The organism is Galbibacter orientalis DSM 19592 (assembly GCF_000260115.1).
Classification (GTDB): Bacteria; Bacteroidota; Bacteroidia; order Flavobacteriales; family Flavobacteriaceae; genus Galbibacter; species Galbibacter orientalis.
The window spans coordinates 3797202-3823665 of sequence record NZ_JH651379.1 but is presented as its reverse complement, the minus strand read 5'-3'; the positions used below and the strand labels follow the sequence as shown (position 1 = coordinate 3823665).

Below are 26464 nucleotides of genomic sequence, written 5' to 3'. Positions count from 1 at the left end.
ATTTTTTACAATTCAACTTAAATTTACTTACTAAATAAGGTTTTTCTTATTTAGTAATGAGAAAGGCATTAATAATTTTATGGGATTTAGTATATTATTTGGGCTTGTTTGGAAAATATTTTAGCTTCTATTTTTTTAGTCTTTTCAATATATTCCCCGTCTATTTGAAATGGAATAGCTTCTTTTGTGGTTATTTCTACAACATCGGTAGCAATCATCTCCACAAAATCTTCATCAAAAGGAATCTCATTAAAAATTGTTTGTAAAATTTTTCCCATTTGCAAAGATTTGAAAATTAGGACTTCAAACTTTCCATCGTCAAGCTTTCCTTTTGGGTTTATTACAGCACCGTTTCCATATTTTTGGGAATTAGCAATGGCTATCATCATTGCATGTCCTTCCTTTATAGTTCCATTTGCAACAATTTTAAAACGAAAAGTCTCCTTAAAATCTATAAGTGTAGGAATAGATTGTAAGGCATAACCTAGTTTACCACGGATGTTACTTTTGTCATAGTTTTTCACTAAGGAAGCATTAATTCCTATATCGCTTATATGAATGGCGGTTTCTCCATTAATCTTTAAAATATCCATAGGTTTAGCATTTTTGTTTAATGCTAAATCAATAGCATTATTTAAGTCGGTTGGAATCCCTAAATCAACAGCTAATCCATTAGCGCTTCCAGCAGGGATAATTCCAAGTGGGATATCAAACTTTTGTAGGGCTTCTACACATAACTTTATAGTTCCATCCCCGCCTGCTACAAGTACTCTTTGTGGAGAGTTTTCTTTTAAAATAGAAGTTATTTCTTGAATATCATGCTTTCCAGAAGTTTTATAAATAAGTAGGTTCTTGCCCTCATTTAAAACTTGCTTTTCAACTTTTTGGATAAGTATGTCCTTATCAATATCACCAGAAATAGGATTAACAATCAATAAAATGGCGGGAATATGAGTCATCTAAAAAAGTATTTTGACTAATTTAATCAAAATAAGTAAATTGTATCTTAAAGAAAACGTAAATAGATTTATGAAATTCGACCTCACTTTGTATAGGGGATATGCAAACGAAAAGCAAATAATTTTATTCGGACATGTATTTAAATCTATTGCTCCAGACTATTTGTTAAACGATAAAAAAGGATATAGGCATGCTAAAGGTGTGTTTGAAATGTTTACTATAAAAACACTGAACAATGCTTTGGTGAAAGTAAGTTTTCAAAATCAAGAAATAACAACACGTACGGTTAATGATGGGTATTTTAGAATTTGTATTCCTTGTGAAAATATAAAAGCTGGATGGCATAATTTTACTGCGGAAGCCTTTTATGAAGACTATAAAGTAACTGAAAAAAGTGAATTTCTAAAACCTTATCCCGGTAAAATAGGTGTAATATCTGATATTGATGATACTTTTTTGATTTCTCATACCAACAACTTATTTAAAAAGCTTTATGTTTTACTTACTAAAAATGTAAAAAAGCGTAAGATTTTTGAAGATGTAGTAGCACATTATTCACTTTTAAGTAGAGCAGGGAGGGAGGATAAAATGGAAACAAATACCTTTTTTTACGTATCGAGTAGTGAATGGAATTTGTATAGCTTTATTCTCAATTTCACACAGCTTCATAAGTTACCAAAAGCGGTATTCAAATTAAAAAAAATTAAAAGCGGACTAACAGATTTTCTTTTTTCGGGGAGAGGGAGTCACAATCATAAGTTTAATAAAATAAAAGATATTTTAGAGTTTTACCCTGAAATGCGTTTTGTTTTAATGGGAGACGATTCGCAAAAAGATCCTTTTCTGTATGCTAAAATTGTAAAGTATTTTCCTGAAAATGTGGAGGCAATTTATATTAGACAAACAAAGTCAAAACAAAATAGCAAGACCGTAAAAATGCTTCAAGAAGTAGAAGCTTTTAAAATACCGACTTGCTATTTTGAGCATAGTTCTAAAGCTATAGAACATTCTAAAAAAATAGGACTACTCTAAATTATATTTCCTGATTTAAGATGTAAAAGTCTTCATCAACTTTAAACTCCTTAATTGGGGTGTCAGCATTTACCTCTTTCCAATCTTTATTAGGATAGATCCATTGTTCTTTTTGGTTAATAAATACTTGAATTGGCATGTCAAAATCCTCAACAATATCGGTATATCTAAATTTAAGAGTGTTGTTGTTTATGCTGTATTCTAATTTAGGAATCATTACGGTTCTTAAATATTGGTTGAAGAAAGCGGTAAGGTCGATTCCAGTTTTCTCAGACAAATAACCTTCTATTTGTTGCGTAGTTACTGTTTGATGGTAAAATTTTTCTCCCAAACCTCTAAGTATTGAACGCCATTTTTCATCGTCTTCTACCAGTTGACGAAGTGTATGAAGCATGTTTGCGCCTTTGTAATACATATCTCCAGAGCCTTCGTTATTAACATTGTATTTTCCAATAATTGGAATGTCATTTTGAATGGCTTTTCGAGTTCCAATTACATATGCAGCAGACGCTTCTTTTCCGTAGAAATAATCTAAAAACAGATTTTCAGAATAGGCGGTAAAACTCTCATGAATCCACATATCTGCAATATCTTTATAGGTAATATTATTTGCAAACCACTCGTGACCGCTTTCATGAATAATTATAAAATCAAATTTCAATCCCCAACCAGTTCCAGACAAATCACGACCTAAATACCCATCTTGATATTTATTTCCGTAGGTAACAGAGCTTTGATGCTCCATCCCTAAATAGGGTACTTCTACAAGCTTGAAACTGTCTTCATAAAAAGGATAAGGACCAAACCAATGCTCAAAAGCTTCCATCATTTTTGGTGCTTGTTTAAACTGTTCTTTTGCTTTATCAAGGTTGTCCTTCAATACATAATAATCCATGTCGAGAGTTCCTTTTTCTCCTTCATATTTTTCACCAAAATGAACATAATCTCCAATATTCACATTCACCCCATAATTATTAATTGGGTTGCTTACAAACCAATGAAAAGTCTTAGTTTTCTCATGTTCATCAACTCCAATTAGTCTTCCGTTGGAAACGTCCATTAAGTTTTTTGGCACGGTAACACTTATTTTCATACTGTCAACCTCGTCATACATATGGTCTTTGTTTGGCCACCAAACGCTAGCTCCCAAGCCTTGACAAGAAGTAGCTACAAAATCATTTCCGTTTTTATCTTTTTTCCATGAAAATCCACCATCCCAAGGAGCCCTAATAGCTTCTTTTGGATGTCCAGAATAATACACAACCACCTCATTATAGTCGCCTTTATTTTGTTTTTCTTTTAGATGAATAAAATGAGCATTTCCTTCCGAAGTAAAGGTTAGTTCTTTATCATTTTGAGTAACTTTTTCAATCTTTAAAGGAGGTTGCAGGTCTACTTGTAGAGTTTGCGCTGAAGAAAGAACTTTATAACGGATTGTGTTTTTTCCTGAAATGTATTTCTTTGAAGGTTCTACAGCAACATCCAAATGGTAGTAATTTAAATCCCACCATGCTCTTTCTGGAGTAATACTTCCTCTTAAAGTATCTTGTCTTGTAAACTGTTCTTCGTTATGAAACAATCCTGTTTCTTGTGCTTTAGTAGTAGCTACAACGCATAATAATGCTATTAAAAATATTCTTTTCATTATAAATAGATGTGATGAAAGGCAAAGCTAATCAATTTCTAGATTTTATATTTTGTTTACAGAGGTTAATAATTTCTTTAATTCTCTTCTCTCTAGTTTGCTCTCTTTTAGCTTGGTTAAGCCAATAGAGATAGCTTTTTTGATAACTTTTGCTAAATGTAAGGTAATTTTTAAATGCGATTTCATTTGCATCAAAAGCTATTTGAAGGTCTGTTGGGATAATTAAATTTTCAACATCGTCTAGGGCTGTCCAAGAACCATTTTGTTTAGCAACTTCAATTTTTTCATACCCACTTGGATGTATTAATTTTAGTTCTTCTAGCTCTTTTAAATGATTTTTATTGACTTTACTCCAAACACTTTTTGGTTTTCGAGGTGTAAAATATTGGATTCTCTTTTCGTTATTTATTTTTTTAACGGTGGCATCAATCCAACCGTAACAAAGAGCTACTCTAACTGCTTCTTCCCATCTCATGCTTTGCTTCGGACTGCTAACGGTATAGAGAACAAGGTAAATGCCTTCATAATTTTGATGGTTATTATGAAGCCATTCTCTCCATTCTTTATCGGTTGGAAAATAGAATTCTGGAATTTCCATTTATTTTGTCATCAATTTTTTAATGGTCGTAAAATATGAAAGTAGCACGTAAGTAAACAGATACTTTCCTACTAAAATAGCGTTATTAAAGAAACAATACAAATCGATTTTGGAGCGGTTTTAGCTGTTTTTTATAGTAATGGGAGGATTAGTTTCTTTTTCTCACTCAGAGTTCTTAACTTTATGTATATTTGTATCCGAGTTTAGGAGTATAATACCCTGAATTCAAAATAGTTATACGTAATGTTAATCAATAAATCAGACATATCAATTCTTAAGGAGTTGTCATTTTCGAATGATTTAGTATCTATTGAAAAAATTCCAAGTTCTTTCAAAAGAGATTTTGATAGATACTTTTTCGGTAAGACTTTAGTTAAAGAAAATAATCATCTTTTTGCTTATCCTCACGATATTAAGCATTGGGTTCGTTATGTTTTTTTAAAATATAATGATTAAGGGGAATGCTTCCCAGTTACCTTATAAGGTTTAATTCAGCTTTAGAAAATTTCCAAAAAAAATTTCCAAGGCCTAATTGGTCAGACAATTTCAAATCGAATATAATTAACGATTATTCATTTTATTCAGCTAAGGTTGAAGATGAAAAATTAATGTATGGAGATACAATTAGATTTCTAAATGGAGAATTAGTTAAAAAAGAAAAAATGAAAAGTCTATTGGATGTTTTAAACCATAAGGATGTTTTACTTTCTTTAATAGATAGATTTGAAGAATTCGAATTAAATGAGGATACAATAAAAGGAATTCATAAAGATTTAATGAGTAGTGAGCTTTCTTGGGAAGTTGATTTTAAAAAGCACTTGGTTGGAAATTATAGAAATCTTCCAACAATAGGCTATAGAGAACCTTTTTTTCCAAATAAGGAGTATGCTCCGCACTATAATTTAGATGTTATAATGTCATCTTATATTGGAATGTTTAATACTAGGTTTAATTCTATTGATAATTCTGATAGCAAAACACATTTGATTACTACTTTAGCTTATTTTCATAATAAGTTTCTCAATGAAATTCATCCATTTGCTGATGGAAATGGAAGAGTTTGTCGGATAATTATGGGGACCATTTTAATGAAAAATAATTGTCCACCTGTTTTTGTTAAGATTACCTCGGAAGAAGATAGATTTGAATATGTGAATAAAATTGTTGATTGCGAAAATAAGAATTCAGATGAACCATTGATAGAGTTTCTTTCAAATGGGATGTCTGAATATCTAGAGGAACGTAATCAAATATAAAATCTATTAAGACTTTCTTATTTATCTTAAAACCAGTAATCAATAATGTTATAGCTAACTTTTACATAAAAAAATAATTTTCCTTTTAATGCCTCATGGGCTTGCCTTGAGGTAGTTGATTGTCGAGGGATACTTTTAAACTTCCACCTAATCCTTCACGTATAATTCGCATTAAAGTTGATAGTCGAATATCACTTATATTATTTTCAATTCGTGAAATATAGTTTTTGGTAGTTCCAGCTTATTCAACAAGCTGTTGTTGAGTTAATTGTTGTTTCTTTTTCGGGGCTTTTGTGTTTTCTTTTGAAATCCACTCAACACATTGCAAATTTAATCTAAGATTTTGATACGAAGATGAATTTTAGAGTATTACTACGAACCCTTACATAAAAATACTTTTTAGCCTTTTAATACTAGGTGAGCATTTTACTTTAAAAGTTCTAAAAGTCGTTTCCAAGCCTGGTTATGTGCTTTTTTATTGCCTTCCTCGGCATTTTCTTCTGCACCACTTCTCATAAAGGCATGTCCAGCATCTTCATAAATAATGGGTTCATACACCTTGTTGTATTGTTTCATAGCTTCTTTGGTAGTTAGAATAGTAGCATTTACTCTATTGTCATTTCCGCCATAAAAACCATAAACAGGAGCTTTAATATTTTCTAGAACTGTTTTGTTGTCTGGAGCTGTTCCGTAAAAAACAAAAGCTTTTTCTATGTTTGGATTATTGGTGGCATATCTAAATGTTTGAGAACCTCCCCAGCAGAAACCAACTACAGAAATATTTCCAGTCCCCGCAGGATCTTTCTTTAAATATTCGTAAGTGGTTTGTAAGTCTTTAGTAACTTGGTCTGGATTGAGGGCGTATATAGCTTCTCGGGCTTTGTCGGTGTTTTCAAAATCTGTTGTTTTTTCAATGCCTTCAACAGTATTCGAAATTAAATCTGGAGCAATTACCAAATATCCTTCAGCAGCAAGCTTATCAGCAAAAGAACGTGCCCAATCATTCAAACCACGGTTTTCATGGATTACAATAACAGCATCGGTAGCAACATTGCTTTCCGGATATACTACAAAGGCTTTAAAAGTTCCATTCTCTCTTTTAAGGTCGACCCACTCGTGGTGTCTTTGAGATTCGGATAATTCGTTACTTATTTCAGATACGGCGTTAGCAACTACGTCTTTCTCTTTATTGGGTTCTGTTTTACACGCTGTTAATATTAAAACAGCAAATAAGGATGTCAAAATGGTTTTCATAATTGGTGCTTTTTTGATTAATATCTATGTTTAAATCCCTCATTGGGGGTTTTATTCCCCAAAGCCTGTCCAGAGCTTACCGAAGGGCTCTAAGTCAAAATGGACTAAATTATTCTCTTTTGAATACCTCGTAGGCTTGCTTTGAGGTGATTTATTATATTGAAAATCAAATAAATAGCTTGAGTGTAGCTTCTTCCAAAAGTTAGTTTTTAATAATTTCATTTGGAAAAACTACCACACTTTCATTTCCATTTTCTCCTACAGCAGCTACTCCAAAAAAGAAATTATCAATAACAACGCCTTCTAATGTAAAAGAAGTTGTATTTTCTACATAACGTGAATGATCCCATGTAGGAGAAGTTGTATCTCTCCAATATATTTTATAACCTTTAGCGCCATCTATTTTATTCCATTCTAATTTAGCTGAGGCTTCTACAATACCACCAATAGCAACTTTTTTGGGTGCTGGTGGAGCCCAAGCAATGGACGCTAAATTAATAGCATTCACTGCAGTTAGTTTTGCTGCATATTCAAAATTAACGTGTTTGAGAACATCTCCGTATTCAATGCCATTTTCGGTTCTAATATCTTGGTGTTGTTGTGTGTAATTTTCATGAGCTTCCATAATTCGGATTCCAGCAAATCCAGCATCGTTAAATGGACGATGGTGTCCTCCGCGACCAAAACGGTCAAGACGATAAATTAACATAGGATTCATTTCTGGCATATATGTTTTTACATTTGCGTGTACATATCTTGCCAGTTGTCTTGAGATTCCATCAACTTCACCCCCATAAAACCTACGAAGGGTTCTTTGTTGTTCTGTTTCTGTTGGAGGAGTAGGTTCAGAAAAAATTCTAAAATCGGTATTGCTAATAATTCCATCAACGCCTTTTATGTTTCCAATCATATCGTTATTAAAAATCCCGATAATTTCCCATCCTTTTTCTTTAGCATATGCAGCCAAGCCTTTTCCTCCAAATAGTCCTTGCTCTTCTCCAGAAAGTCCAACATAGATTATACTATTTTCAAATTTGTATTTGGAGAGAACTCTAGAGGCTTCAATAGTACCTGCCATTCCGCTAGCATTATCATTTGCTCCTGGAGAATCTGACTCGAAATTATTAGCGTCAGAAACACGAGAATCAATATCGCCACTCATAATAATATAGCGATTAGGATATTTGGTTCCTTTTTGAATAGCGACTACATTATTTACCCAAACGTCTTTAGTAATTCTACTATTTTCGCCTTTTTTAACTAAATTTTTCTGATAGAAAACTTCTAAACAATTATCACAATCAGAAGAAATAGTTTCAAATTCACTTTTTATCCATCGTCTTGCAGCTCCAATTCCGCGAGTTTTAGAAACGGTATCGCTTAAGGTATGTCGTGTTCCAAAACCGACTAATTTTGTTACATCGGTTTTAATTCTTTCCGCAGAAACATTATTTATAATATCATAAATTCTAGAATCTGTTTGCGCAGCTAAAATACTGCAAGTGGTGAGGGTAAGAAGGAATAAAAATTTTTTCATAGAAAGTTTTTAACTAATTAAGAATGAGACTTAAAAATATTTGAACACTTGTATAAGGTGTATTCATTTAATAAAATGACTTTCTAAAGATAAAAAAATGTATGGTTTCTTGGAGGATATTAAAATTAAATAAAATTTTGCGGCATTTGTACGAGTTAATCATTAATGGAATTCCCGATAATTTCGATAAAAGTACCGTCGTAATCTTTAATCAAGAGAAATGTTTTTCCATTACTTAATGTAATAGGAGTGTTTCCTAAGAGTTCCACATTGTTTTTATATATTCTCTTTAAAAAAGGGTCGACAGAATCTACATTAAGTGTTATATACTGAACTCCTAAATCTTGTTGGATATAGTTAGGTTGCCAATCTTTATGCTTTCCAAAACTCATCAATTTAAACGCTGTAGTATAATCATTGTCTTCTAATTGTAGTACCGTAACTTCTGTGCTTAATCCATTTGTTAAGCCTGATTCTTTTCCAAACTTTTTGTCAATAGAGAACTTCCGCATTTCTGTCATTCCTAAAATATCTTTGTAAAATGTAAGCGATTTCTCTAAATTATTTACAACCACTCCAATGTCAATAATTCCCATTTTAGTTTTTCTAGGAGAATTAGCCGATTTTTTTACAGCTACTATTGCGATTGATTTTCCATTTGGACTAATAGCTAATCTTGATATTTTATGAAGGTTATAATTTTTTAAAGAGGCAATTGGAGTCCAACCTTTTTTATCTGACGGATCAAACAAATATAAAATATCATCTTTTCCCATTAATATATTCCCGTCAGGAGTCCATGTGTAATCTTCAGAACCTTCTAATATACTTGTAATAAGTTTTACTTGTCCGGTACTAATATCAAAGGTTTTGATGCTATTGGGAATACTCTTTTTGTCAACAAAACTAATGAGGTTTGTATTAGGTATTTTTTGGATACATCTACCTATATTTTTAGTTAATGTAAAAGTTGTTTTGTTATTTAATTCATGGACTTCCAGCTTGGAACTATCTGCTATTTTACCAATGGTATAGGTTACAATAGTATTTTTGTCAAACCAAGTGTAATAGCCAATTTTTAGGTTTTTTATAAGCTCAGTAGCGCTTCCATTTTTTATATCATAACTATATAATAACTGTTTGCCATCTGTATCTAACCGTATGGCGGTAAACATATTAGGGAGATAACCCATTTGAGGAGAAAATTCGCTCCCAGGAGTATTAGTTATCCATTCTTGGGTTTCTTTTTGTAAATCTACATGCTTTATATCTGTTTGTTTATTTCTTGTTGAAGAATATAATATGTTGTTATTATTTACAAAATAAGGTTGGTTGTTGTACTCAGTTGGATTATTTGAGAGGTTTATAGGATTTGTTAATCGATAGGATTTATCCATATCAAACAAAAAAACTTCAGTTGCGTTTTGAGCCCCTAAATGAAGTGTGAACATAAAAAGGGATATGTAAATTGCTTTCATAATTATAATAAGTAAGCCAATCAGAATAAACAAAAATGATTTATTTGATTGGCTAGTATTAGTTTAGAGTACTAATTTTACGAAAGAATTTTATAAATAGATATAAAAATCTATCATGCACATTAAAAAATCGATAAAAGTGAAACTTTTATGCAAAAATGATATTTGGCATGACTATTTTATTGTGAATCAGCTATTTTGGAAATTAGGGTTCGTACTTCTTTTGTGTCTTTTACGTAATATTTAGCCTTTGTTTTTTTGAAACCTACTTTTACGGTATAAGAACCTTCTGGTACTTCTTCGAACATGTATTCATCGGTCCAATCATCTCCAATTGTAAAAATAAAGTCATAATCTTTGACAGATAATAATCTAGAAGCAGCACGTCCTTTATTAACACTACTACTTTTAATTTCAATTACTTTATTGCCCTTTAGAACGGTAAGGTCGTTGTTAGAAATAAGGCTGGTTAAGACTGTATTGAGCTCGATAGTTCTTATTTGTGCTAATTCTGGATCTGCTTTACGGTAATGCCATGCAAGAGAATATTTTTTCTCTTCAATAAATGTTCCAGGTGTTCTATCCACAAAAGTCTCAAGAATAGGCCTGATGTTTTCCATCCAATCGTTTTTTAAACGCTCAAGTGCTTCCCATTCTTTGGTACGTTTTCTTAGCCATACTCCATGGTCGGTAATAAGTGAGTAGTCTTTATTTTCAAACCATTTTTCAAAAGTTTCTTTATCTCTTCCACTTATAATTACCATATCGGTATTTGGCATTTCGTTTAGCCTATCTAGTAATTTTATAAGCGCTGCATCTGGACTCGCATTTTGCGGATTGTCTTGAAATCCAGCTAGCGTTCCATCATAATCTAATAAAATTAGTTTGCTTTTAGCCTTTTTGTAATCGCTAAGCATGCGTTCAACAAGTTTATCATTTAGTTTTTCAGAAACTATAACTTGCCCTAAATTTTTAGTGGCGTCTAGAGATTTCATAAATTCATGAGCCCATTTTTCAACACTATAACGCTCTAATCTTTTTTGCAAGATGGTATTTCGAGATATTTGTTCCTCAATTGGCATTTCAAGCGCTTGTTTTATAGCATCTGCAATTTGCTCAAAATTATTAGGATTAATCATCAAGGCTTCATTCATTTCTTTGGAAGCACCAGCCATCTCACTTAAAATTAAAACCCCATCTTTTTTGGTTCTGGTGGCTACGTATTCTTTAGCTACCAAATTCATTCCATCTCGAACAGGAGTAATTAAGGCTACATCTGAAGAGGTGTATAAATCTATCAAATTATCAAAAGGCATAGAGCGATAGAAATACCAAACTGGAGTCCAACTTACGGTTGCAAACTGCCCATTTATTCTCCCCACCAATTCATCGGTTTCCTTTTTTAATAATTGATATTGTGGCACATTAGATCTTGAAGGTACAGAGAGCATTATAAGCCGAACTTTTTCTTTGAATTCTGGATATTTATTCAGAAAATACTCAAATGCCCGAATTCTATTTGGGATTCCTTTGGTGTAGTCTAATCGATCTATGGAAAGTATTAATTTAGTGTCTTGAGAAGCTTGTATATGGTCGTCTAAACGTTGCTGTAGTTCAGATTTATCGTTAGTGTTTAATTCGGTGTGGTTGATAGCAGCTTCATGAAATTTTTTATAATCAATTCCCATTGGGAAAGAGTCTACTTTTACAATTCTATCATGATAAATAATTTCATTGAATTTTACATCAAGTCTTAAAATTCTTTTTATCGAACTTAAAAAGTGTCTTTCATAATCATACGTATGGAATCCAATTAAATCCGATCCCAGCATTCCAGTTAACAATTCTTCACGCCAAGGGAAAGTCCTAAAAATTTCATAAGAAGGAAATGGAATATGTAAAAAGAAACCAATAGAAACATCAGGTCTTTTGTCTTTTATAAGTTGGGGGAGTAATAATAGTTGGTAATCGTGCACCCAAACCTTATCTCCATCCTCTAAATTTTCAATAACAACATCTGCAAATTTCTGATTTACCCTTTTGTAAGACTCCCAAAAGTCTTTTTCAAACTCGGTATATTCCATAAAATAATGAAAAAGGGGCCAAAGAGTTCTGTTGCTAAACCCAAAATAATAGTTGTCAATATCATTTTGAGATAAATTAACCGATGCACAATTTTCTTTAGCTACTGCTTTATCAACTTTTTTCTCAAGAGATTCGTTTAACTCTTCCTCAGTAAGTCCAGACCACCCAATCCATAAACCACCATCATCCTTATGCACAGATTTCATTCCAGTGGCAAGCCCACCAACACTAGGGGTTATTTCAAGTTCATCATTATTTAATTTTATTTGAAGTGGTAGTCGGTTGGAAACAATAATTGTTTTGCTCATAATTTTGGTTGCTGTTTTTTCTTTTTTTTAAGTTGATTGTTTTTTAATATCCTTTTTATGAAAATAATATAAAATAAGCCCTTGAATTATGATAATCAAAATGACATAATTTATTTACTTTCATTTATGATTAGAATATTGGTTAACAAATAAGATTTTCGTTAATTTAAGGAATTATTAGTTTTTAAACGTTATAAAAAATATAATTAATGAATAATTTAGAATACGGAATCATAGGAAATTGCAGAAGCGCTGCATTAATTTCTAAAACGGGATACATCGATTGGTGCTGTTTGCCCGAATTTGATTCTTCTTCTGTATTCGCTAAACTTTTAGATGAAGAAATAGGAGGGAGTTTTGGTTTTAAGGTAGACAATTCATATACTATTTCTCAGGAATATTATAAAAATACAAGTGTTTTAGTAACACGTTTTTCTAATGGAGAGGATGCTTTTTCGGTATGGGATTTTATGCCTAGATATTACGAAGAAGATGGGGGATATAATTCCCCTCCAGATGTAATTCGCTATATAGAACACATTAGTGGAAACCCAAAAATGAGGGTTGATTATAATCCGAAGTTAGAGTATGCTTTAGGGGTAACAAATACCTATGTAAAAGATGATTTTATTGTTAGTTTAACCGATAAAGAAAAATTTGATACCCTTTTTCTATATACTAGTTACGACAAAGATAAAGTAGTAACAGGTGAGGAAATCTCAATTAATGGAGATGGGTATTTCTTGGTAGGATACAATGAGAAAATATTTGTACCAACTGTAAATAAGGCTTTTTTAGAATTATCTAGAACTAAAGTATATTGGTTAAATTGGTCTGAGAGAACTCCAACCTATAAAAAATACAATAAAGAAATTCTGAGAAGTGCTTTGACACTGAAAATGTTGAGCTATGATAAATCCGGAGCTGTTTTGGCTGCTGCTACAACTTCACTTCCAGAAACTATTGGAGAGGTTAGAAATTGGGATTATAGGTTCTGTTGGATTAGAGATGCTTCAATGGTTATAAAAGTAGTTTCTGAACTCGGACATAAAAATATGGCCAAACGTTTTCTTCAGTTTATTATCGATTTAATTCCAGATAAAGATGAGAAACTTCAGATTATGTACGGAATTAATAAGGAGAAAAGGTTAACCGAAGAAACTCTCGATCATTTAAGTGGTTATAAAGGCTCTAAACCTGTTAGAATTGGAAATGCTGCGTATGAGCAACGTCAAAATGATATCTATGGAATTTTAATGGATGTTATTTATGAGCAGTTTATGAAGTTTAGTACTCAAATTGAAAATAGTGAAGACCTTTGGACTATTACTAAAGGGATTGTTTGGGTTGTAAACAAACACTGGAAAGAAACAGATAAAGGGATTTGGGAATTTCGAACTGAAGAAAAGCATTTTACCTTTTCTAAAGTATTATGCTGGGTAGCAGTAGATAGAGCTTTAAGGGTAGCTAAAATGTTAAATAAAACCCGCAAAATTGAGAAATGGAGCGTTTTAGAACAAGAAATAAAAAATGATATCCATAACAATGCTTGGAATGAAGAAGTACAAGCCTTTACTCAGTTTTATGGGTCTAAAGATTTAGATGCTTCTGTTTTATTAATGGAACCTTATGGTTTTATTAATGCAAATGATCCAAGATATGTAGGAACTGTAAAAGCAATAGAAAAAGAACTTAGCAACGATGGCTTGCTCTATAGATATAAAAATCAAGACGATTTTGGATTGCCTTCGTCATCTTTTACAATCTGTACGTTTTGGTTTATTAATGCATTAAATAAAATAGGAGAGCACGAAAAAGCAGTAAAACTATTTGAACAATTACTGTCTTATAGCAATCATTTAGGTTTATTTAGTGAAGATATAGATTTTGAAACTAAGAGATTGTTAGGGAACTTCCCACAAGCTTATTCTCATTTAGCTTTAATAGAAACGGCTATTAACCTGTCTAATTACAAAACAGAGGAGGAGCAAATAATAGGAAATGTAAGGCAAGATTAACTGTTAAAACCATAAAAAGTGGCTATCTAAAAAGTAATTGGTAGTTGTCAAACTGAGTTTGTCGAAGTTTAAACAACCAACTCATAAAAGAATCCTTTGACAAGCTCAGGATAACATTTAGAGTTTAGATTCTTTCTAGATAGCCACTTTTTTATTTAAAAGCCGTAAGTTTTTATAGCATTATCTCTAAATATTTTTTGAAGAACGTTTTCAGGTAAATTTAAGCCTTCAAAAGTTCCTTTAAACTCTGGAGCACTTAATGTTTTGTCAGTTGCAAAAAAGTCCCAATGAGTATTCCAAAGTGTTTCAAATTTTTGGGTAAGTTGTTCATCATTCATGCTTCCATCGTCAATAACATCAGTTCCGTAGATAATTCGATCTTGATATTTAATAAAAAACTCTTTTACCTTTTCAAGGTTTTCTTTTGCTTGTAATTGGACATGGCAAATACGCTCCGCTAAATCGGTCATTGTATTTGGATAGGTGTCTAACCTTTTTGCTACTTCATCTATGCTCCATTCCATGCTAAACAAATGAAGCCCAACATATTTTAGTTGAGGGAATTTTTTTAGCACATTATCACGAGCCTCCATTTGCTTTTCATATGATGGATATTCAGGAAGTAAAAACATATGATATTCTGGATGTTCAGCAAAATAATTTCTATCAGAATCCACTGTCATTTTTTCTAACGGAAGCCAGCAGTTTTTAGGTTCCCCTTGGTGTCCAATAAGTAAGATATCATTAGCTACTAAGTATTGATAAATAGGGTCGAAGCGAGCATCATCTAACAAAACAAAGTTTCCATTTTTATCTTTTACTTCAGGATCCATTCCTATGTTTTTCCAAATTTTAACACCAACAGCGCCATTTGCTATTCCTGTTTTTATTTGGTTTAAAGCATGCGGAAGCCATTTGTCTGTATTCCAAAATTTAGTATCAAAACTAGTAATGAATTTACTTGTATTTGGATATTTTTCTTCCAAATCGTGGATCACCTGTTGTTGTTCCTCTAAAGAATCAAAAAACGGAATATTGGTATTAATCGATAAAAATGAAGCATTATATTTTTTAGCTAACTTCATTTTTGCTTCGGAGCGTGTATTTAAATGGACATGTGCATCAATGAATGGGTTTAGCATAGTTTTAGTTTTTTATCATTTCTAATTTAGTTTTCACCAAGTCGGTAACTTGATTGGTAGCCTTAGGAAAAACTTTTCTTAAGTCGATTTCTTCATTATTAGTAAGCTCCTTTTGAAGCGTTTTCATAAAGATATTTTTAATTTCTGTAGCTAAATTCACTTTGCAAATACCGTTGCTAATAGCTTCTTGTACCTGGTTGTGAGGAACTCCAGAACTTCCATGTAGTACTAAGGTTGCATTGGTAACTTCTTTAATGCTTTTTAAAAGTTCAATATCTAAATTAGGCTCTTCTTTATAGAATCCATGGGCTGTACCAATGGCAATTGCTAAAGCATCAACGCCAGTAGCGTCTACAAATTCTTTAGCTTCACTTGGTTGTGTAAAGCCCTGTGTACCATGAGATTGACCTAATTTTGCTACATAACCCAATTCTGCTTCTACATGTGCATTGTATTTTTTAGCACGCTTTACTACCTCTTGAGTCATTTTTATATTGTCTTCAAAAGGGAGTTCACTTCCGTCAATCATAACAGAATCAAAGCCAGCATCAAGGCATTGTTGTACTAATTCTACAGAACCTCCATGGTCTAAGTGAATCCATCCTTCAACACCAAACTGTTCTAAACCTGCTCTTCCGAGTTTTACAGCAGTGTCCAACCCCATATAATCTATGGAACTTTTGGTCAATTGTAAAATTATAGGTTCTTTTAATTCTGATGCTGCTTTTAAAACCCCGTGTAAGGTTTCTAAGTTATAGAAGTTTGTAGCGAGCAATCCTCTATGTTGACTGGTAAATACGGCTAATTTTTCTTTTAATAACATGACTTTTATAATTCAGAATTAAATATTGTTTTTACTTTTTCTTTGATGATATTTTGATTGACAAAGGCAGCTGTTCCTCCAGCAGCAGTTGTATTTAAAGCGCCCATTAAATTTCCTGCACGAAGACATTCTGTCAAGGGTGCTTTTTCAATGAATTTTTTTATAAAACCACTATTGAAAGAGTCTCCAGCTCCAATAGAATCCACATAGGTAGGATTATGAAAAGCTTCGGTAGTAGTTCTTTTTTTATTTTGAATAGCAATACTGCCTTTTTCTCCCATCTTGACTACAATAATATTTGCACTTTTCTCAATATGTTGTATTGCAGTATCCAGTGTTTCTTGTTTTGTTAGAGCCAATAATTCCTGCTCATTCGGCATAAAAATATCAACATATGGGAGGCATGCTTCAAAATTAAAATCCCATTTATTTTCTGGATCCCATTGCAGGTCAAGAGAAGTTGTTAATCCACATTCTTTTGCTTTTTTAAAGATTTTGGTAATGTCTTTTCGGATACCTTTCTGAATAAAAAAATTGGATAAATGAAAATGTTTGAATTCTGACAATGTGTCCCATGGAATTAAATCAAAAGTTAATGCTTCCATAGCTCCGCAATAGGTTACATTTGCTCTATCTTGATCGTAATTCATTACAATAGTGATTCCAGATTGTAAGGCACTATTTTTTGTGATGAATTCCGTATGTACGTTTTTCTTTTTTAATTCCGAGGTAATAAAATCTCCATAGTTATCGTTCCCAACTACGCCGCAAAAAGAAGTTGAAATTCCCATTGCAGCTGCATTTGCAGCCATAATAGCCGATGAGCTCCCAAGTGTGAGATTCATATTATTAGCTATAATTTCTGTTCCTATTTTTGGAAAACCTTCAATGTTATTTAATATTAAATCAACATTGAGCTCTCCAACAACTATTAATTCTTTATAAGACATAATTCAATTCTTTTATTCAATAATTGAGATTTGAATCCCTCATTGAGGGCTTTATTCCCCAGAGCCTGTTCTGAGTATATCGAGGTGTTCTACGTCGAAATGGATTAAATCATCTTTAATTTGAATACCTCGTAGACTTGCCTTGAGGTAGTTGATTATTTTGATATTTACTTTTGTGGCGATTTTTTTTCAGTTTCTCCTTCTAATTATTCATAAGCTTATTTTCAAGAGGTGTTACTATTACTTTTGGCAGTAGCTTGTTTACATCTTCAATTTTAAGCATTCCTAAGTCTTCATTTAAACAATTGGCTGCTCCACATGCAACGCCATACCTAGCAATATCTTCCATGTTGAGGTTTTTTTCAACTGCATAAGTAATTCCTGCGGTAAGGCAGTCGCCACTACCAACGGTACTTAGCACCTTATCAATGGTTACATTTGCATGGATTAATTTTCCTTGGTAGTATAACCATAAACCTTCTTTTCCTTTTGTTATAGCGATAAGTTCTACCTTTACGCTTAACTTTTTTATAATAGACGGAATTGAATCTTCTTTATATATAGATTTCAACTCGTCTTCATTAATATGGAGGCCAAAAAATGATTGTTGTAATGCGTTTTTTAGTTGTTCTCCTGAGCAATCAATAATTACTTTTTTTTGCTGACGATTACAAATTTCAATCAACAAATTATAAGCATTTTCTGGAGCTCCTTTAGGCCACGATCCAGAGATGCATACTAGAGAATGTTTGGAAACCGATTGTTGAAATGCTGTTGTAAATAACTCCCAATCTGTTTCTTTAAATTTTGGTCCTGGCTCTAAAAGTTCAGTATTGTTAAAAGCAGCTAGCGAGGATCTAAACGTATAACATTTTCTGTTCTGTCCATCATGAAGTGTTATTCCATCAACGTCTATATTTTTAGTGCTGCAAGCAGTTTTGATCCATTGTCCTGTTGTCCCTGCCCAGTTTCCAAAAAGTGTGGTTGCCATATTAAGCTCCTTTAAAGCAAAGGCAACATGCGTAGCTTTTCCTCCAGGATACTCTTTTAATGCTAATATCCTATTTGCTTTTTTAGCTTCTATATTTTCTAGCCAAGCATAGGTGTCTATAGATGGATTTGGACAAACAGTTAAGATCATTTCATTATTTTTTGTAAATATTAACTCCTTGAACCACTCTGTTAATAGCTCCAGAAACCGAAGGGTTGTCTGGGTTTAAGCCTAAGTTTAGCGATTTGTGCAACCCTAAAAGCTGACCTATTAATGTAACAGGAATTAGTTGTAATATATTGTTGTTAACCGCTTGAAAAGGAATTCTAGTAGAATTTTCAATAGTTATATCATTGAAGCCTCCAACCAAAATAGATTGAATATTTCTAGGATCTTTAGCGATGTCTTCCACTAAATCCTTTTCATATTTAAAGGCGTGCTCATCTTCAGAAAATAAATATACAAGCAGTGTGTTTGCGTTAACCACAGCTCTTGGTCCATGTCTAAAACCTAAAAACGAATCGAATTTACAAATAACCTTACCGTCAGTTAATTCTTGTAATTTTAAATGAGATTCTCTCGCAATACCTAATTTCTCTCCAGAACCTAAAAATACGACTCTTTCAAAGGCTCTTTCTGCTATTTTAGAAAAAATTTCTTGATTTTTTATAATAGTAGTAGCCTGTTTACATATAGTTTCTAGAGCTTGTTCTTTTTTGTCTATGTTTTTAATGTCTGAAACTAATATAGCAGTAAGAAGCATACAGGTAAAACTACTTGTCATTGCTAAACTTTTATCATTAGTTTCTTCTGGTAAAATAATACTATAACTTGGACTTTTTGTTTCCTTATTGTAATTGGCTAATTCTCCATTTTTATTACAAGTAATAATTAAGTGGTGAACATTATTACAATATTTATCTGCTAAGGAAACTGCTTCTAGACTTTCTGGGCTGTTACCAGATCTTGCAAAAGAAATTAATAAGGTAGGAGTGTCTTTTATAAAGAAAAAATCTGGATGCGTAACAAGGTCTGTGGTAGCAATAGGTTGCGTTAACTGGTTGGTTTGCTTTTGAATGATGCTTTGAGCTGCCTCTCCAATAAATGCTGAAGAACCTGCACCAGTTACAATTATTCTAAGATTATTGATATCTAAAATAGGTTGTAAATAATTAGAGATGTCTTCTTTATTTTTTTTCAGTAGAAGAAAAGTCTCTAACCATAATCTAGGCTGTGCATTAATTTCTTGAACCGTATAAAGATCTTGACAGCTTTCAGTATTATTATTCATCTTTTTCATATTTATATAGTGAAGACTAATAGTCATCTTACGCAAATTAAAAGAAAATAATTCGAAAATAAAAATTATCACATAAGCTTTTTATTTTCGTTTTATATGTTTTTTCATAATTTTAAAATCAATTCGAAAGTTAAATGTTTATTATTTTTTGTTTAATTGTGAGAAATTTATAAATTGCGGTGCAAATGAAAGTTTTTGTTGTGCATTTAAGCATTTAAAAGTTTTGGAACATTACTTTTTTAACAAGAATTTGAGTTTAACATAAATTACTAACCTAATTTTTTAATAATGAAGAAACATTTATTTGTAAGTTTTATTACGGTTTTGTGTTGTATGGTTTCTTTTGCGCAAGAAAAAACTGTTTCAGGAACAGTGACAGATGCGGAGACTGGTATGCCAATTCCTGGCGCAAACGTAATGGTGCAGAACACAACCAAAGGTGCTGTCACCGATTTTGATGGGAATTACTCTATTTCTGTAGAGGAAGGAGTAAAATTGCTTTTTACTTATATTGGATATAAAGAAAAAGAGGTTGTTATTGGAGCGGCTAATACTGTAAATGTTAGTATGGAAATTTCAGCTTCAGAATTAGATGAGGTTGTAGTTGTGGCTTATGGAACACAAAAGAAGGAAGAAGTTACAGCATCGGTTTCTACAATTGACTCTGAAGAATTAACAGACGTAACTTCCACCGATGTATCTACCATGTTACAAGGTAAAGTTTCTGGGGTACAAGTAATCCAAGGTTCTGGGCAACCAGGGTCTGTACCAGATGTTCGGATACGTGGAATCTCTTCTATTGATGGACGTGTAAGTCCGTTATGGGTGGTAGATGGAGTTATTATGCATGGTACACCAAACTTAAATCCAAATGAAATTGAAACTTTATCTGTTTTAAAAGATGCTTCGGCTACATCTTTGTATGGTTCTCGTGGAGCAAATGGAGTAGTGGTTGTAACTACAAAACAAGCCAAAGTTGGTAGAAGTGAATTAACGGTATCAACAAAAACAGGTTTTTCAAACTTTAATCAAGGGAATTTTGAATTGATGAATTCTCAACAGATGTACGATAATTATCAACAATTTGGAGATACTTTTAATCAAGCTGATAATCCATGGTATAACCCAAGTTTGTTGGAGAAAGATTATGATTGGATAGATAATGGTACACAAACTGGAATTGTTCAGGATCATAATTTAATATTTACTGCTGGAACAGAAAAAACTAAAACATATATTTCTTTAGGATATTATGATGAAACAGGATCTATTAAGGGGTATGAATTTGATAAATTAAGTTTTAGGATAAATCATGATTATAAAGTAGGAGAGCGTTTAACATTGAAGCCTAAAGTTGGACTGAACTACAATACAGTAGAAAATCAGCAACACTCTTTGTATGCTATGCTTACCTATATGCCATGGGACTCTCCTTATGATGAAGAGGGGAATATTATAAACCCACAAGAGAATGGAACTGGGTGGATTGGGAGAGATAACTCTAACTATTTATATGATTTGCAGTGGAATTATAGTGAAAATCAAGAGTTTAATTTGTATACAAACTTTGATTTTGAATATAAAATTACCGATCATTTAAAATTCATCTCAACAAACAGTTATACAATGTTTAGATATGATAGTAAATCATATCAAGATCCAAAATCAAATGCTGGTTTGGCGGTTAATGGTAGTTTAAGTCAATATACTTCTAGAAGAATAACAAGATTTACCAACCAGATGTTAAAGTATAGTAACCTATGGGGAGACCATAGTTTTACAGCTTTGGCTGCATATGAATATAATGATTATGTATTTGATAGCTTTTCTGCTGCAGGACAAGGAATTGTTGCTGGTACAGAAATTTTAGACAATGCAGCTAGTCCACAAACTGTTGGTGGAGGTAAAAACGAATACGCATTGCAATCTATGTTATTAAATACAAACTATGGTTACGATAATAGATATTTAGTGCAATTATCTATTAGACGGGATGGGGCTTCAAACTTTGGAGAGAATAATCAATATGGTATTTTTTATTCAGCAAGTGCTGGGTGGAATGTACATAATGAAGATTTTTTTAATGTAGAAGCTATTAATGAGCTTAAGCTAAGAGCTAGTTATGGTGCTGTTGGAAATAGACCTAGTTCTTTATATCCACAATACGATTTGTTTAGCTTGAGTAATACATATAATGGAGTGCCTGTAACTACGCCTTCTCAATTAGGGAATGAAGATGTTGCTTGGGAAAAATCTTTTCAAACAAACTTTGGACTTGATTTTAGAATATTTGACAGAATAGGATTAACGTTTGATTACTATATTAAAGATACTTCTGATTTATTGTATTTTGTGAAAATACCTGATGTTACTGGATATAGTGGATATTGGGAAAATATTGGAGGAGTTAAAAACACTGGTTTTGAAGCTTTTATAGATGCAGATGTAATTCGTAATGAAGATTTCTTATGGGCTTTAAACTTTAATATTGGTATTAATAATAATGAAGTTACTGAGCTTTTTGAAGGAGAGCCAATAATAAATGGAAATAAAAGATTAAATGAAGGGCAAGATATTAATACTTGGTATATGCGTAAGTGGGCTGGTGTAGATTCTGCAAATGGAGATCCATTATGGGAGGTTGTAGATGAAACTACAGGTGAAGTAACTACAACAAATAATTGGAATGATGCTACACAGCAAGAAGTAGGAGCTTCTACACCAGATTATTATGGTGGTTTTGGTACTGTATTTAATTATAAAGGGCTTTCGTTATCGGCAAACTTTGCTTTTTCAAAAGGGAATTTAATTTATAACTCAAGTAGAGAATTGTACGATGCAGATGGGGCTTATCCAACATATAACCAACAGATTTTAGCAGATGGATGGAGTCGTTGGGAGCAGCCAGGAGATGTTGCTACGCATCCTAAATTGATAAATGGTGGAAATAATTTATCAAATAAAGTATCTTCTCGTTACTTAGAAGACGGTAGTTATTTGAGAATGAGAAATGTTAGATTGGGGTATACATTACCTTCAGATTGGGTACAGAATATCGGGATGAGTAATTTCAATATCTATCTTTCTGGGGATAATTTATGGACAACATCAGATTTTTCAGGGATGGATCCAGAAGTAGGGGTGAATGGGAATTATAGTTCTTTGTATCCTGTTTCACAGAGACTTACTTTAGGTTTATCGATATCCTTTTAATCATTAAAATCAAAAGAAATGAAAAAAATACTATATATCATATTAGCAGCAGCCTCTATAACTTCATGTGAACTTGACAGGTTTCCATATGATTCGGTTGCTTCAGATGAATTATTTGAAGGAGAAGGCGGGTTAGAAGCCGCAACTGGAGGATCCTATTCCTTATTAAAAGGAAATGGAGATGGAGGAGGTTTTGCTCCACAATTACATAGAATAGCAGAGTTCTCTAGTGATAATGTTTCTTTAAGTGGAACCACAACAGATGCTTTATTCTACACATACAACTATAATAATATTACTACCAGTGGTAGGATTAACGACTTATGGAGTTCGGCTTACAAAGCGATTGTAGGATGTAATAAAGTGATTGAACTTTCTACGGAAGGGGAAGCTGCTGAGTCAGATCAATTAATAGGAGAGAATTACTATTTAAGAGCATATGCGTTTTTTGAGTTGGTAAATGTATTTGGGAAACCATATTATCAAGGAGCTTCAAACTTAGGTGTGCCTTTAAAGTTAACTTCTGATATTACAGATATTCCAGACAGAAATACAGTAGGAGAAGTTTACAATCAAGTAGTGGAAGATTTATTGAAGGCAGAATCTTTAATGAGCATTAATAAAACAAATGCATATGCTACTAAAGAGGCGGCACAAGCTTTATTGTCTAGAGTTTATTTGTATATGGGAGAAAATGATAAATCTATTAAGTATGCAGATAAAGTAATAAACTCTGGAAGGTTTAGTTTGTTGCCAACAACAGAATTAGGAAAATATTTCCAAAAAACACCTGAAGATAATACAGAAACTATTTTTTGTTTTCGTTTTGTAGAAGAAGCAGATTATAATAATAGTGGAGCTCCAGGATGGTATACTGTAGGGTCTCTTTATGCTAACATTCAAGGAACTGGATGGGGAGAAATGTATGCTTCAAAATCGTACTTAAATTTAATAAATGAAAATCCAGAAGATGCGAGAAAAGAATTTATCGATCCGCAGTACGAATTGGATGATGACGGAAACAAAATACCAGCTGTTTATTGGGTAAATGATAATTATACTTACCAATTTAGAAGAACCACCGAAGAGAATGGGAAAATTTACTTTACTCAAGATGAAAGTAAAGTAGAAGTTATGACTGAGGATAATGGTGGGGAAACATTGTATTATTTTAATAATGCAGGTACAAAAACATATGTAACATACGATTTCGATATGTTTAAAAGAAATGGTTTTCCAAAATTTTATATTCTAAAAGCTTCTTTACAAGAAAATGTACCTCATTTATGGTCGCCAGTAGTTTCTAGATTAGCTGAAATGTATTTAAATAAAGCTGAAGCTTATGCTGAGATGGGAGATGAAACAAATGCACTTGCTAATGTAAATGTTATTAGAGAGCGTGCAGGGGTGCCAACTTATGATGATGCTACCGATTTTCCAGTAGGGAAAGACTTAATTGATGTTGTGTCAGATGAGCGTAGATTGGAATTTGCTTATGAAGGGCATAGAAAGTTTGATGTGTTTAGAAATGCTGAGACGCTAGATAGAAGATATCCAGGGACTCATTTAAGTGGAAGTAATCCTTATTATGAAGTGTTGCCAACAGATAATAGAGTGATTGAATATATTCCACAAAACCAAATTAATACACAGCCTACATTAATCCAAAACGATTAATTTAATTGTTGAGTTTAGATAATACTGAATGCTTTTTTGTAAATATCGCTAAAAGCATTCAGTTAACTTTTTTTAAATGAAGAAAAAAAATACATATTTATCAGTTTTAATAACCATTTGCTCGGTTATACTTTTTAGTTGTAACACGGATGGAGAAACCAAAGAAGTTATAATAGAAGAAGCTATTAATCCGCCAAGTATTATTCTTACTAAGGGAAATAGTTGGGTTGTTGGAGATATTGCTAGTAATGAAGAAATTATTACAGAAGATGGAATTCGTAATTGGAAGGATTTAGATACAAAAATTCGTACGTATTTTAAGGTAAATACTTCGGGACAAATAAAAGTAAGTCTTAAAGCACAAGCCGTAGAAGGTTCTTCTGTAGTAACTATTGCATTGGGAGATCAGCAGAAAGAGGTGGAAATCTCCAATACCGATTTTCAAACTCTTGAAGCTGGGATGTTTTCTGTAGAAAAGGCAGGGTACTATTTTTTAGAAATACAAGGGAAGTCTAATACTGGAGAAACTATTGCAGATATAGATAGTTTTACGTTAGAAGGTTCTGCATTAAATGAAGGTATTACTTATGTAAAAGAAGACTTTTATTGGGGTAGAAGAGGACCATCTGTCCACTTAAACTATACAGCTCCAGAAGGAAAAGACATTGTGTGGTTTTATAATGAAATTACAGTACCAGAAGGAGACGATACTTTAGGTTCATATTTTATGGCGAATGGTTTTGCTGAAGGATACTTTGGGATGCAGGTGAATTCTTCAACAGAGCGACGAATTTTATTTTCAGTTTGGAGTCCATATGAAACGCAAAATCCTGATGAAATTCCAGACGATTATAAAATTATTCTTTTAGGAAAAGGAGAAGGAGTCACCACAGGAGAATTTGGAAACGAAGGTTCTGGTGGACAAAGTTATAAAGTGTTTAATTGGAAAGCGGGGCAGACGTATAAGTTTTTACTTAAAGGGAGTCCATCTACCAATAATTCTACCGATTATACAGCTTATTTCTTTGACCCTACTGAAGGGAGTTGGAATTTGATTGCTAGTTTTAGAAGACCGCACACAAGTACTTATTTAAAAAGACAGCATTCTTTTTTAGAAAATTTTATTACCCAAACAGGAAATATAAGTCGTATGGGAATATATGGAAACCAATGGGTGTATGATACCGAAGGAGAGTGGCACGAATTAACCGAAGCTAAATTTACAGCAGATGCTACAGCAAAAAAAGGATCTAGAGTTGATTATGCTGGTGGAGCTAAAGGCAATACTTTTTATATGAAAAATTGTGGCTTTTTTGATGATATGACAGAAATGAATACCATGCATACTAGAACGCCAAACGGAAAAGCTCCTGAAATAGATTTTGCATTACTACCAAAGGGTAGTTTGAAATAAAAATTTCAATTTGTTAAATTGATAGTTAGTTTGTTGTTAAAGCATTGTTAGTTCCTGCTAACAATGCTTTTTTTATATAATACCATGTAGTCTAGCGTATTGAATTAACATAATGGTCTTTGCATCTTTTATTTCACCATTCTTTACCATGCTTTCTGCATCTGTAAAAGAGGTTTCAAAAACTTCAATATCCTCATGTTCGCTATCGAGTCCGCCGCCTTCATGTGCTTTCATATTGGCGTTGTATTTTCCAATGTAGAGGTGTAACTTTTCTGTAACAGCACCAGGAGATGGATATATTTCGAACACTTTTTGTACTTCAGAAATTTTATATCCAGTCTCTTCGTCGGTTTCTCTGATGATAGATATTTCGGGGTCTTCATTTTCAATAATTCCAGCAGGAACTTCAATCATCATCCCGCTTTCATTACCATTTAAATAAGTTGGCATTCTAAATTGTCTAGTTAAAACAATATTTTTTGTCTCGGGATTGTATAGTAAAATAGCAGCTCCATTTCCACGGTCGTATACCTCTCTACTAACTTTTTCCCATTCGCCTTTTTTGTTTTTAAACTGAAAATCAATTTTTTTTAACAGGTACCAATTATCCGAAAGAATGCTTTCTTTTTCTATTTTTATTTGATTGTTCTTCATTTTCAAATCCCTCGTTGAGGGTTTTATTTCCCAGAGCTTGTTCTGAGTATATCGAAGTGTTCTACGTCGAGATGTGTTAAATTATTTTTCCTTTGAATACCTCGTAGGCTTGCCTCGAGGGAGTTGATT

General features: G+C 32.6%; 19 protein-coding genes. 6 read left to right on the top strand and 13 right to left on the bottom strand.

Going from position 1 to position 26464, the window contains the following annotated elements:
• Positions 1-86: 86 nt before the first annotated feature.
• A complete protein-coding gene (locus tag JOOMADRAFT_RS16635) occupies positions 87-959 on the bottom strand; it encodes a diacylglycerol/lipid kinase family protein (RefSeq protein WP_008615411.1) in 873 nt (290 codons plus the stop codon).
• 13 nt (positions 960-972) lie between these two features.
• Here JOOMADRAFT_RS16635 and JOOMADRAFT_RS16630 point away from each other — a divergent pair, with 13 nt between their 5' ends.
• Positions 973-1992: an App1 family protein gene (locus JOOMADRAFT_RS16630; RefSeq protein WP_317133728.1), complete on the top strand. Its 1020-nt coding sequence runs from the start codon at positions 973-975 to the stop codon at positions 1990-1992.
• 1 nt (position 1993) lies between these two features.
• On the opposite strand, the gene JOOMADRAFT_RS16625 is transcribed toward JOOMADRAFT_RS16630, so the two are convergent.
• Positions 1994-3637 carry a M1 family metallopeptidase gene (locus JOOMADRAFT_RS16625; protein ID WP_008615408.1) on the bottom strand — a complete coding sequence of 548 codons (1644 nt, stop codon included), beginning with the start codon at positions 3635-3637 and terminating at the stop codon, positions 1994-1996.
• Positions 3638-3668: 31 nt separating this feature from the next.
• Positions 3669-4235 carry a YdeI/OmpD-associated family protein gene (locus JOOMADRAFT_RS16620; RefSeq protein WP_008615406.1) on the bottom strand — a complete coding sequence of 189 codons (567 nt, stop codon included), beginning with the start codon at positions 4233-4235 and terminating at the stop codon, positions 3669-3671.
• Between the two features lie 662 nt (positions 4236-4897).
• Here JOOMADRAFT_RS16620 and JOOMADRAFT_RS16615 point away from each other — a divergent pair.
• Entirely contained in the window at positions 4898-5491 is a 594-nt protein-coding gene (locus JOOMADRAFT_RS16615) for a Fic family protein (protein ID WP_245547691.1), read from the top strand.
• Between the two features lie 426 nt (positions 5492-5917).
• On the opposite strand, the gene JOOMADRAFT_RS16610 is transcribed toward JOOMADRAFT_RS16615, so the two are convergent.
• The 4 genes from JOOMADRAFT_RS16610 to JOOMADRAFT_RS16595 form a co-directional block, all read right to left on the bottom strand.
• On the bottom strand, positions 5918-6745 hold the full coding sequence (locus JOOMADRAFT_RS16610) for a dienelactone hydrolase family protein (protein WP_008615401.1): 828 nt from the start codon (positions 6743-6745) through the stop codon (positions 5918-5920).
• A 202-nt stretch (positions 6746-6947) separates the two neighbouring features.
• Positions 6948-8282 carry a M28 family peptidase gene (locus JOOMADRAFT_RS16605; protein WP_008615399.1) on the bottom strand — a complete coding sequence of 445 codons (1335 nt, stop codon included), beginning with the start codon at positions 8280-8282 and terminating at the stop codon, positions 6948-6950.
• A 155-nt stretch (positions 8283-8437) separates the two neighbouring features.
• Positions 8438-9733 (bottom strand): VOC family protein, encoded by a 1296-nt coding sequence (locus JOOMADRAFT_RS19750; protein WP_157136698.1) that lies wholly within the window; start codon positions 9731-9733, stop codon positions 8438-8440.
• Positions 9734-9939: 206 nt separating this feature from the next.
• Positions 9940-12153, bottom strand: a complete 2214-nt coding sequence (locus JOOMADRAFT_RS16595; protein ID WP_008615396.1) for a bifunctional alpha,alpha-trehalose-phosphate synthase (UDP-forming)/trehalose-phosphatase — start codon at positions 12151-12153, stop codon at positions 9940-9942.
• 209 nt (positions 12154-12362) lie between these two features.
• On the opposite strand from JOOMADRAFT_RS16595, the gene JOOMADRAFT_RS16590 reads away from it, so the two are divergent.
• A complete protein-coding gene (locus JOOMADRAFT_RS16590) occupies positions 12363-14171 on the top strand; it encodes a glycoside hydrolase family 15 protein (RefSeq protein WP_008615395.1) in 1809 nt (602 codons plus the stop codon).
• A gap of 155 nt (positions 14172-14326) precedes the next feature.
• On the opposite strand, the gene JOOMADRAFT_RS16585 is transcribed toward JOOMADRAFT_RS16590, so the two are convergent.
• The 5 genes from JOOMADRAFT_RS16585 to JOOMADRAFT_RS16565 form a co-directional block, all read right to left on the bottom strand.
• The gene (locus JOOMADRAFT_RS16585) at positions 14327-15313 is read right to left on the bottom strand and encodes an amidohydrolase family protein (RefSeq protein WP_008615394.1); all 987 of its coding nucleotides are present in this window, start codon (positions 15311-15313) and stop codon (positions 14327-14329) included.
• Between the two features lie 4 nt (positions 15314-15317).
• Positions 15318-16136: a class II fructose-bisphosphate aldolase gene (locus JOOMADRAFT_RS16580; RefSeq protein WP_008615393.1), complete on the bottom strand. Its 819-nt coding sequence runs from the start codon at positions 16134-16136 to the stop codon at positions 15318-15320.
• A gap of 5 nt (positions 16137-16141) precedes the next feature.
• Positions 16142-17086: a carbohydrate kinase family protein gene (locus JOOMADRAFT_RS16575; protein ID WP_008615392.1), complete on the bottom strand. Its 945-nt coding sequence runs from the start codon at positions 17084-17086 to the stop codon at positions 16142-16144.
• 202 nt (positions 17087-17288) lie between these two features.
• Positions 17289-18227 (bottom strand): 1-phosphofructokinase family hexose kinase, encoded by a 939-nt coding sequence (locus JOOMADRAFT_RS16570; RefSeq protein ID WP_008615390.1) that lies wholly within the window; start codon positions 18225-18227, stop codon positions 17289-17291.
• Between the two features lie 4 nt (positions 18228-18231).
• Complete coding sequence (locus JOOMADRAFT_RS16565) at positions 18232-19368, bottom strand: SIS domain-containing protein (RefSeq protein ID WP_040880172.1); 1137 nt, start codon at positions 19366-19368, stop codon at positions 18232-18234.
• A gap of 297 nt (positions 19369-19665) precedes the next feature.
• Here JOOMADRAFT_RS16565 and JOOMADRAFT_RS16560 point away from each other — a divergent pair, with 297 nt between their 5' ends.
• The 3 genes from JOOMADRAFT_RS16560 (at position 19666) to JOOMADRAFT_RS16550 (ending at position 25681) form a co-directional block, all read left to right on the top strand.
• Positions 19666-22590 carry a SusC/RagA family TonB-linked outer membrane protein gene (locus JOOMADRAFT_RS16560; RefSeq protein ID WP_008615375.1) on the top strand — a complete coding sequence of 975 codons (2925 nt, stop codon included), beginning with the start codon at positions 19666-19668 and terminating at the stop codon, positions 22588-22590.
• Between the two features lie 18 nt (positions 22591-22608).
• Positions 22609-24267, top strand: a complete 1659-nt coding sequence (locus JOOMADRAFT_RS16555; protein ID WP_008615370.1) for a RagB/SusD family nutrient uptake outer membrane protein — start codon at positions 22609-22611, stop codon at positions 24265-24267.
• Positions 24268-24343: 76 nt separating this feature from the next.
• Positions 24344-25681 (top strand): DUF3472 domain-containing protein, encoded by a 1338-nt coding sequence (locus JOOMADRAFT_RS16550; RefSeq protein ID WP_008615369.1) that lies wholly within the window; start codon positions 24344-24346, stop codon positions 25679-25681.
• A 72-nt stretch (positions 25682-25753) separates the two neighbouring features.
• Here JOOMADRAFT_RS16550 and JOOMADRAFT_RS16545 read toward each other — a convergent pair whose 3' ends face one another.
• A complete protein-coding gene (locus tag JOOMADRAFT_RS16545) occupies positions 25754-26335 on the bottom strand; it encodes an NUDIX domain-containing protein (protein ID WP_008615368.1) in 582 nt (193 codons plus the stop codon).
• Positions 26336-26464: the final 129 nt, after the last annotated feature.

Coding starts and splice junctions, on each gene's coding strand:
- JOOMADRAFT_RS16635 (WP_008615411.1), bottom strand. CDS start 959: ATGACTCATATTCCCGCCATTTTATTGATTGTTAATCCTATTTCTGGT.
- JOOMADRAFT_RS16625 (WP_008615408.1), bottom strand. CDS start 3,637: ATGAAAAGAATATTTTTAATAGCATTATTATGCGTTGTAGCTACTACT.
- JOOMADRAFT_RS16620 (WP_008615406.1), bottom strand. CDS start 4,235: ATGGAAATTCCAGAATTCTATTTTCCAACCGATAAAGAATGGAGAGAA.
- JOOMADRAFT_RS16615 (WP_245547691.1), top strand. CDS start 4,898: ATGAAAAGTCTATTGGATGTTTTAAACCATAAGGATGTTTTACTTTCT.
- JOOMADRAFT_RS16610 (WP_008615401.1), bottom strand. CDS start 6,745: ATGAAAACCATTTTGACATCCTTATTTGCTGTTTTAATATTAACAGCG.
- JOOMADRAFT_RS16605 (WP_008615399.1), bottom strand. CDS start 8,282: ATGAAAAAATTTTTATTCCTTCTTACCCTCACCACTTGCAGTATTTTA.
- JOOMADRAFT_RS19750 (WP_157136698.1), bottom strand. CDS start 9,733: ATGTTCACACTTCATTTAGGGGCTCAAAACGCAACTGAAGTTTTTTTG.
- JOOMADRAFT_RS16595 (WP_008615396.1), bottom strand. CDS start 12,153: ATGAGCAAAACAATTATTGTTTCCAACCGACTACCACTTCAAATAAAA.
- JOOMADRAFT_RS16590 (WP_008615395.1), top strand. CDS start 12,363: ATGAATAATTTAGAATACGGAATCATAGGAAATTGCAGAAGCGCTGCA.
- JOOMADRAFT_RS16585 (WP_008615394.1), bottom strand. CDS start 15,313: ATGCTAAACCCATTCATTGATGCACATGTCCATTTAAATACACGCTCC.
- JOOMADRAFT_RS16580 (WP_008615393.1), bottom strand. CDS start 16,136: ATGTTATTAAAAGAAAAATTAGCCGTATTTACCAGTCAACATAGAGGA.
- JOOMADRAFT_RS16575 (WP_008615392.1), bottom strand. CDS start 17,086: ATGTCTTATAAAGAATTAATAGTTGTTGGAGAGCTCAATGTTGATTTA.
- JOOMADRAFT_RS16570 (WP_008615390.1), bottom strand. CDS start 18,227: ATGATCTTAACTGTTTGTCCAAATCCATCTATAGACACCTATGCTTGG.
- JOOMADRAFT_RS16565 (WP_040880172.1), bottom strand. CDS start 19,368: ATGAATAATAATACTGAAAGCTGTCAAGATCTTTATACGGTTCAAGAA.
- JOOMADRAFT_RS16560 (WP_008615375.1), top strand. CDS start 19,666: ATGAAGAAACATTTATTTGTAAGTTTTATTACGGTTTTGTGTTGTATG.
- JOOMADRAFT_RS16555 (WP_008615370.1), top strand. CDS start 22,609: ATGAAAAAAATACTATATATCATATTAGCAGCAGCCTCTATAACTTCA.
- JOOMADRAFT_RS16550 (WP_008615369.1), top strand. CDS start 24,344: ATGAAGAAAAAAAATACATATTTATCAGTTTTAATAACCATTTGCTCG.
- JOOMADRAFT_RS16545 (WP_008615368.1), bottom strand. CDS start 26,335: ATGAAGAACAATCAAATAAAAATAGAAAAAGAAAGCATTCTTTCGGAT.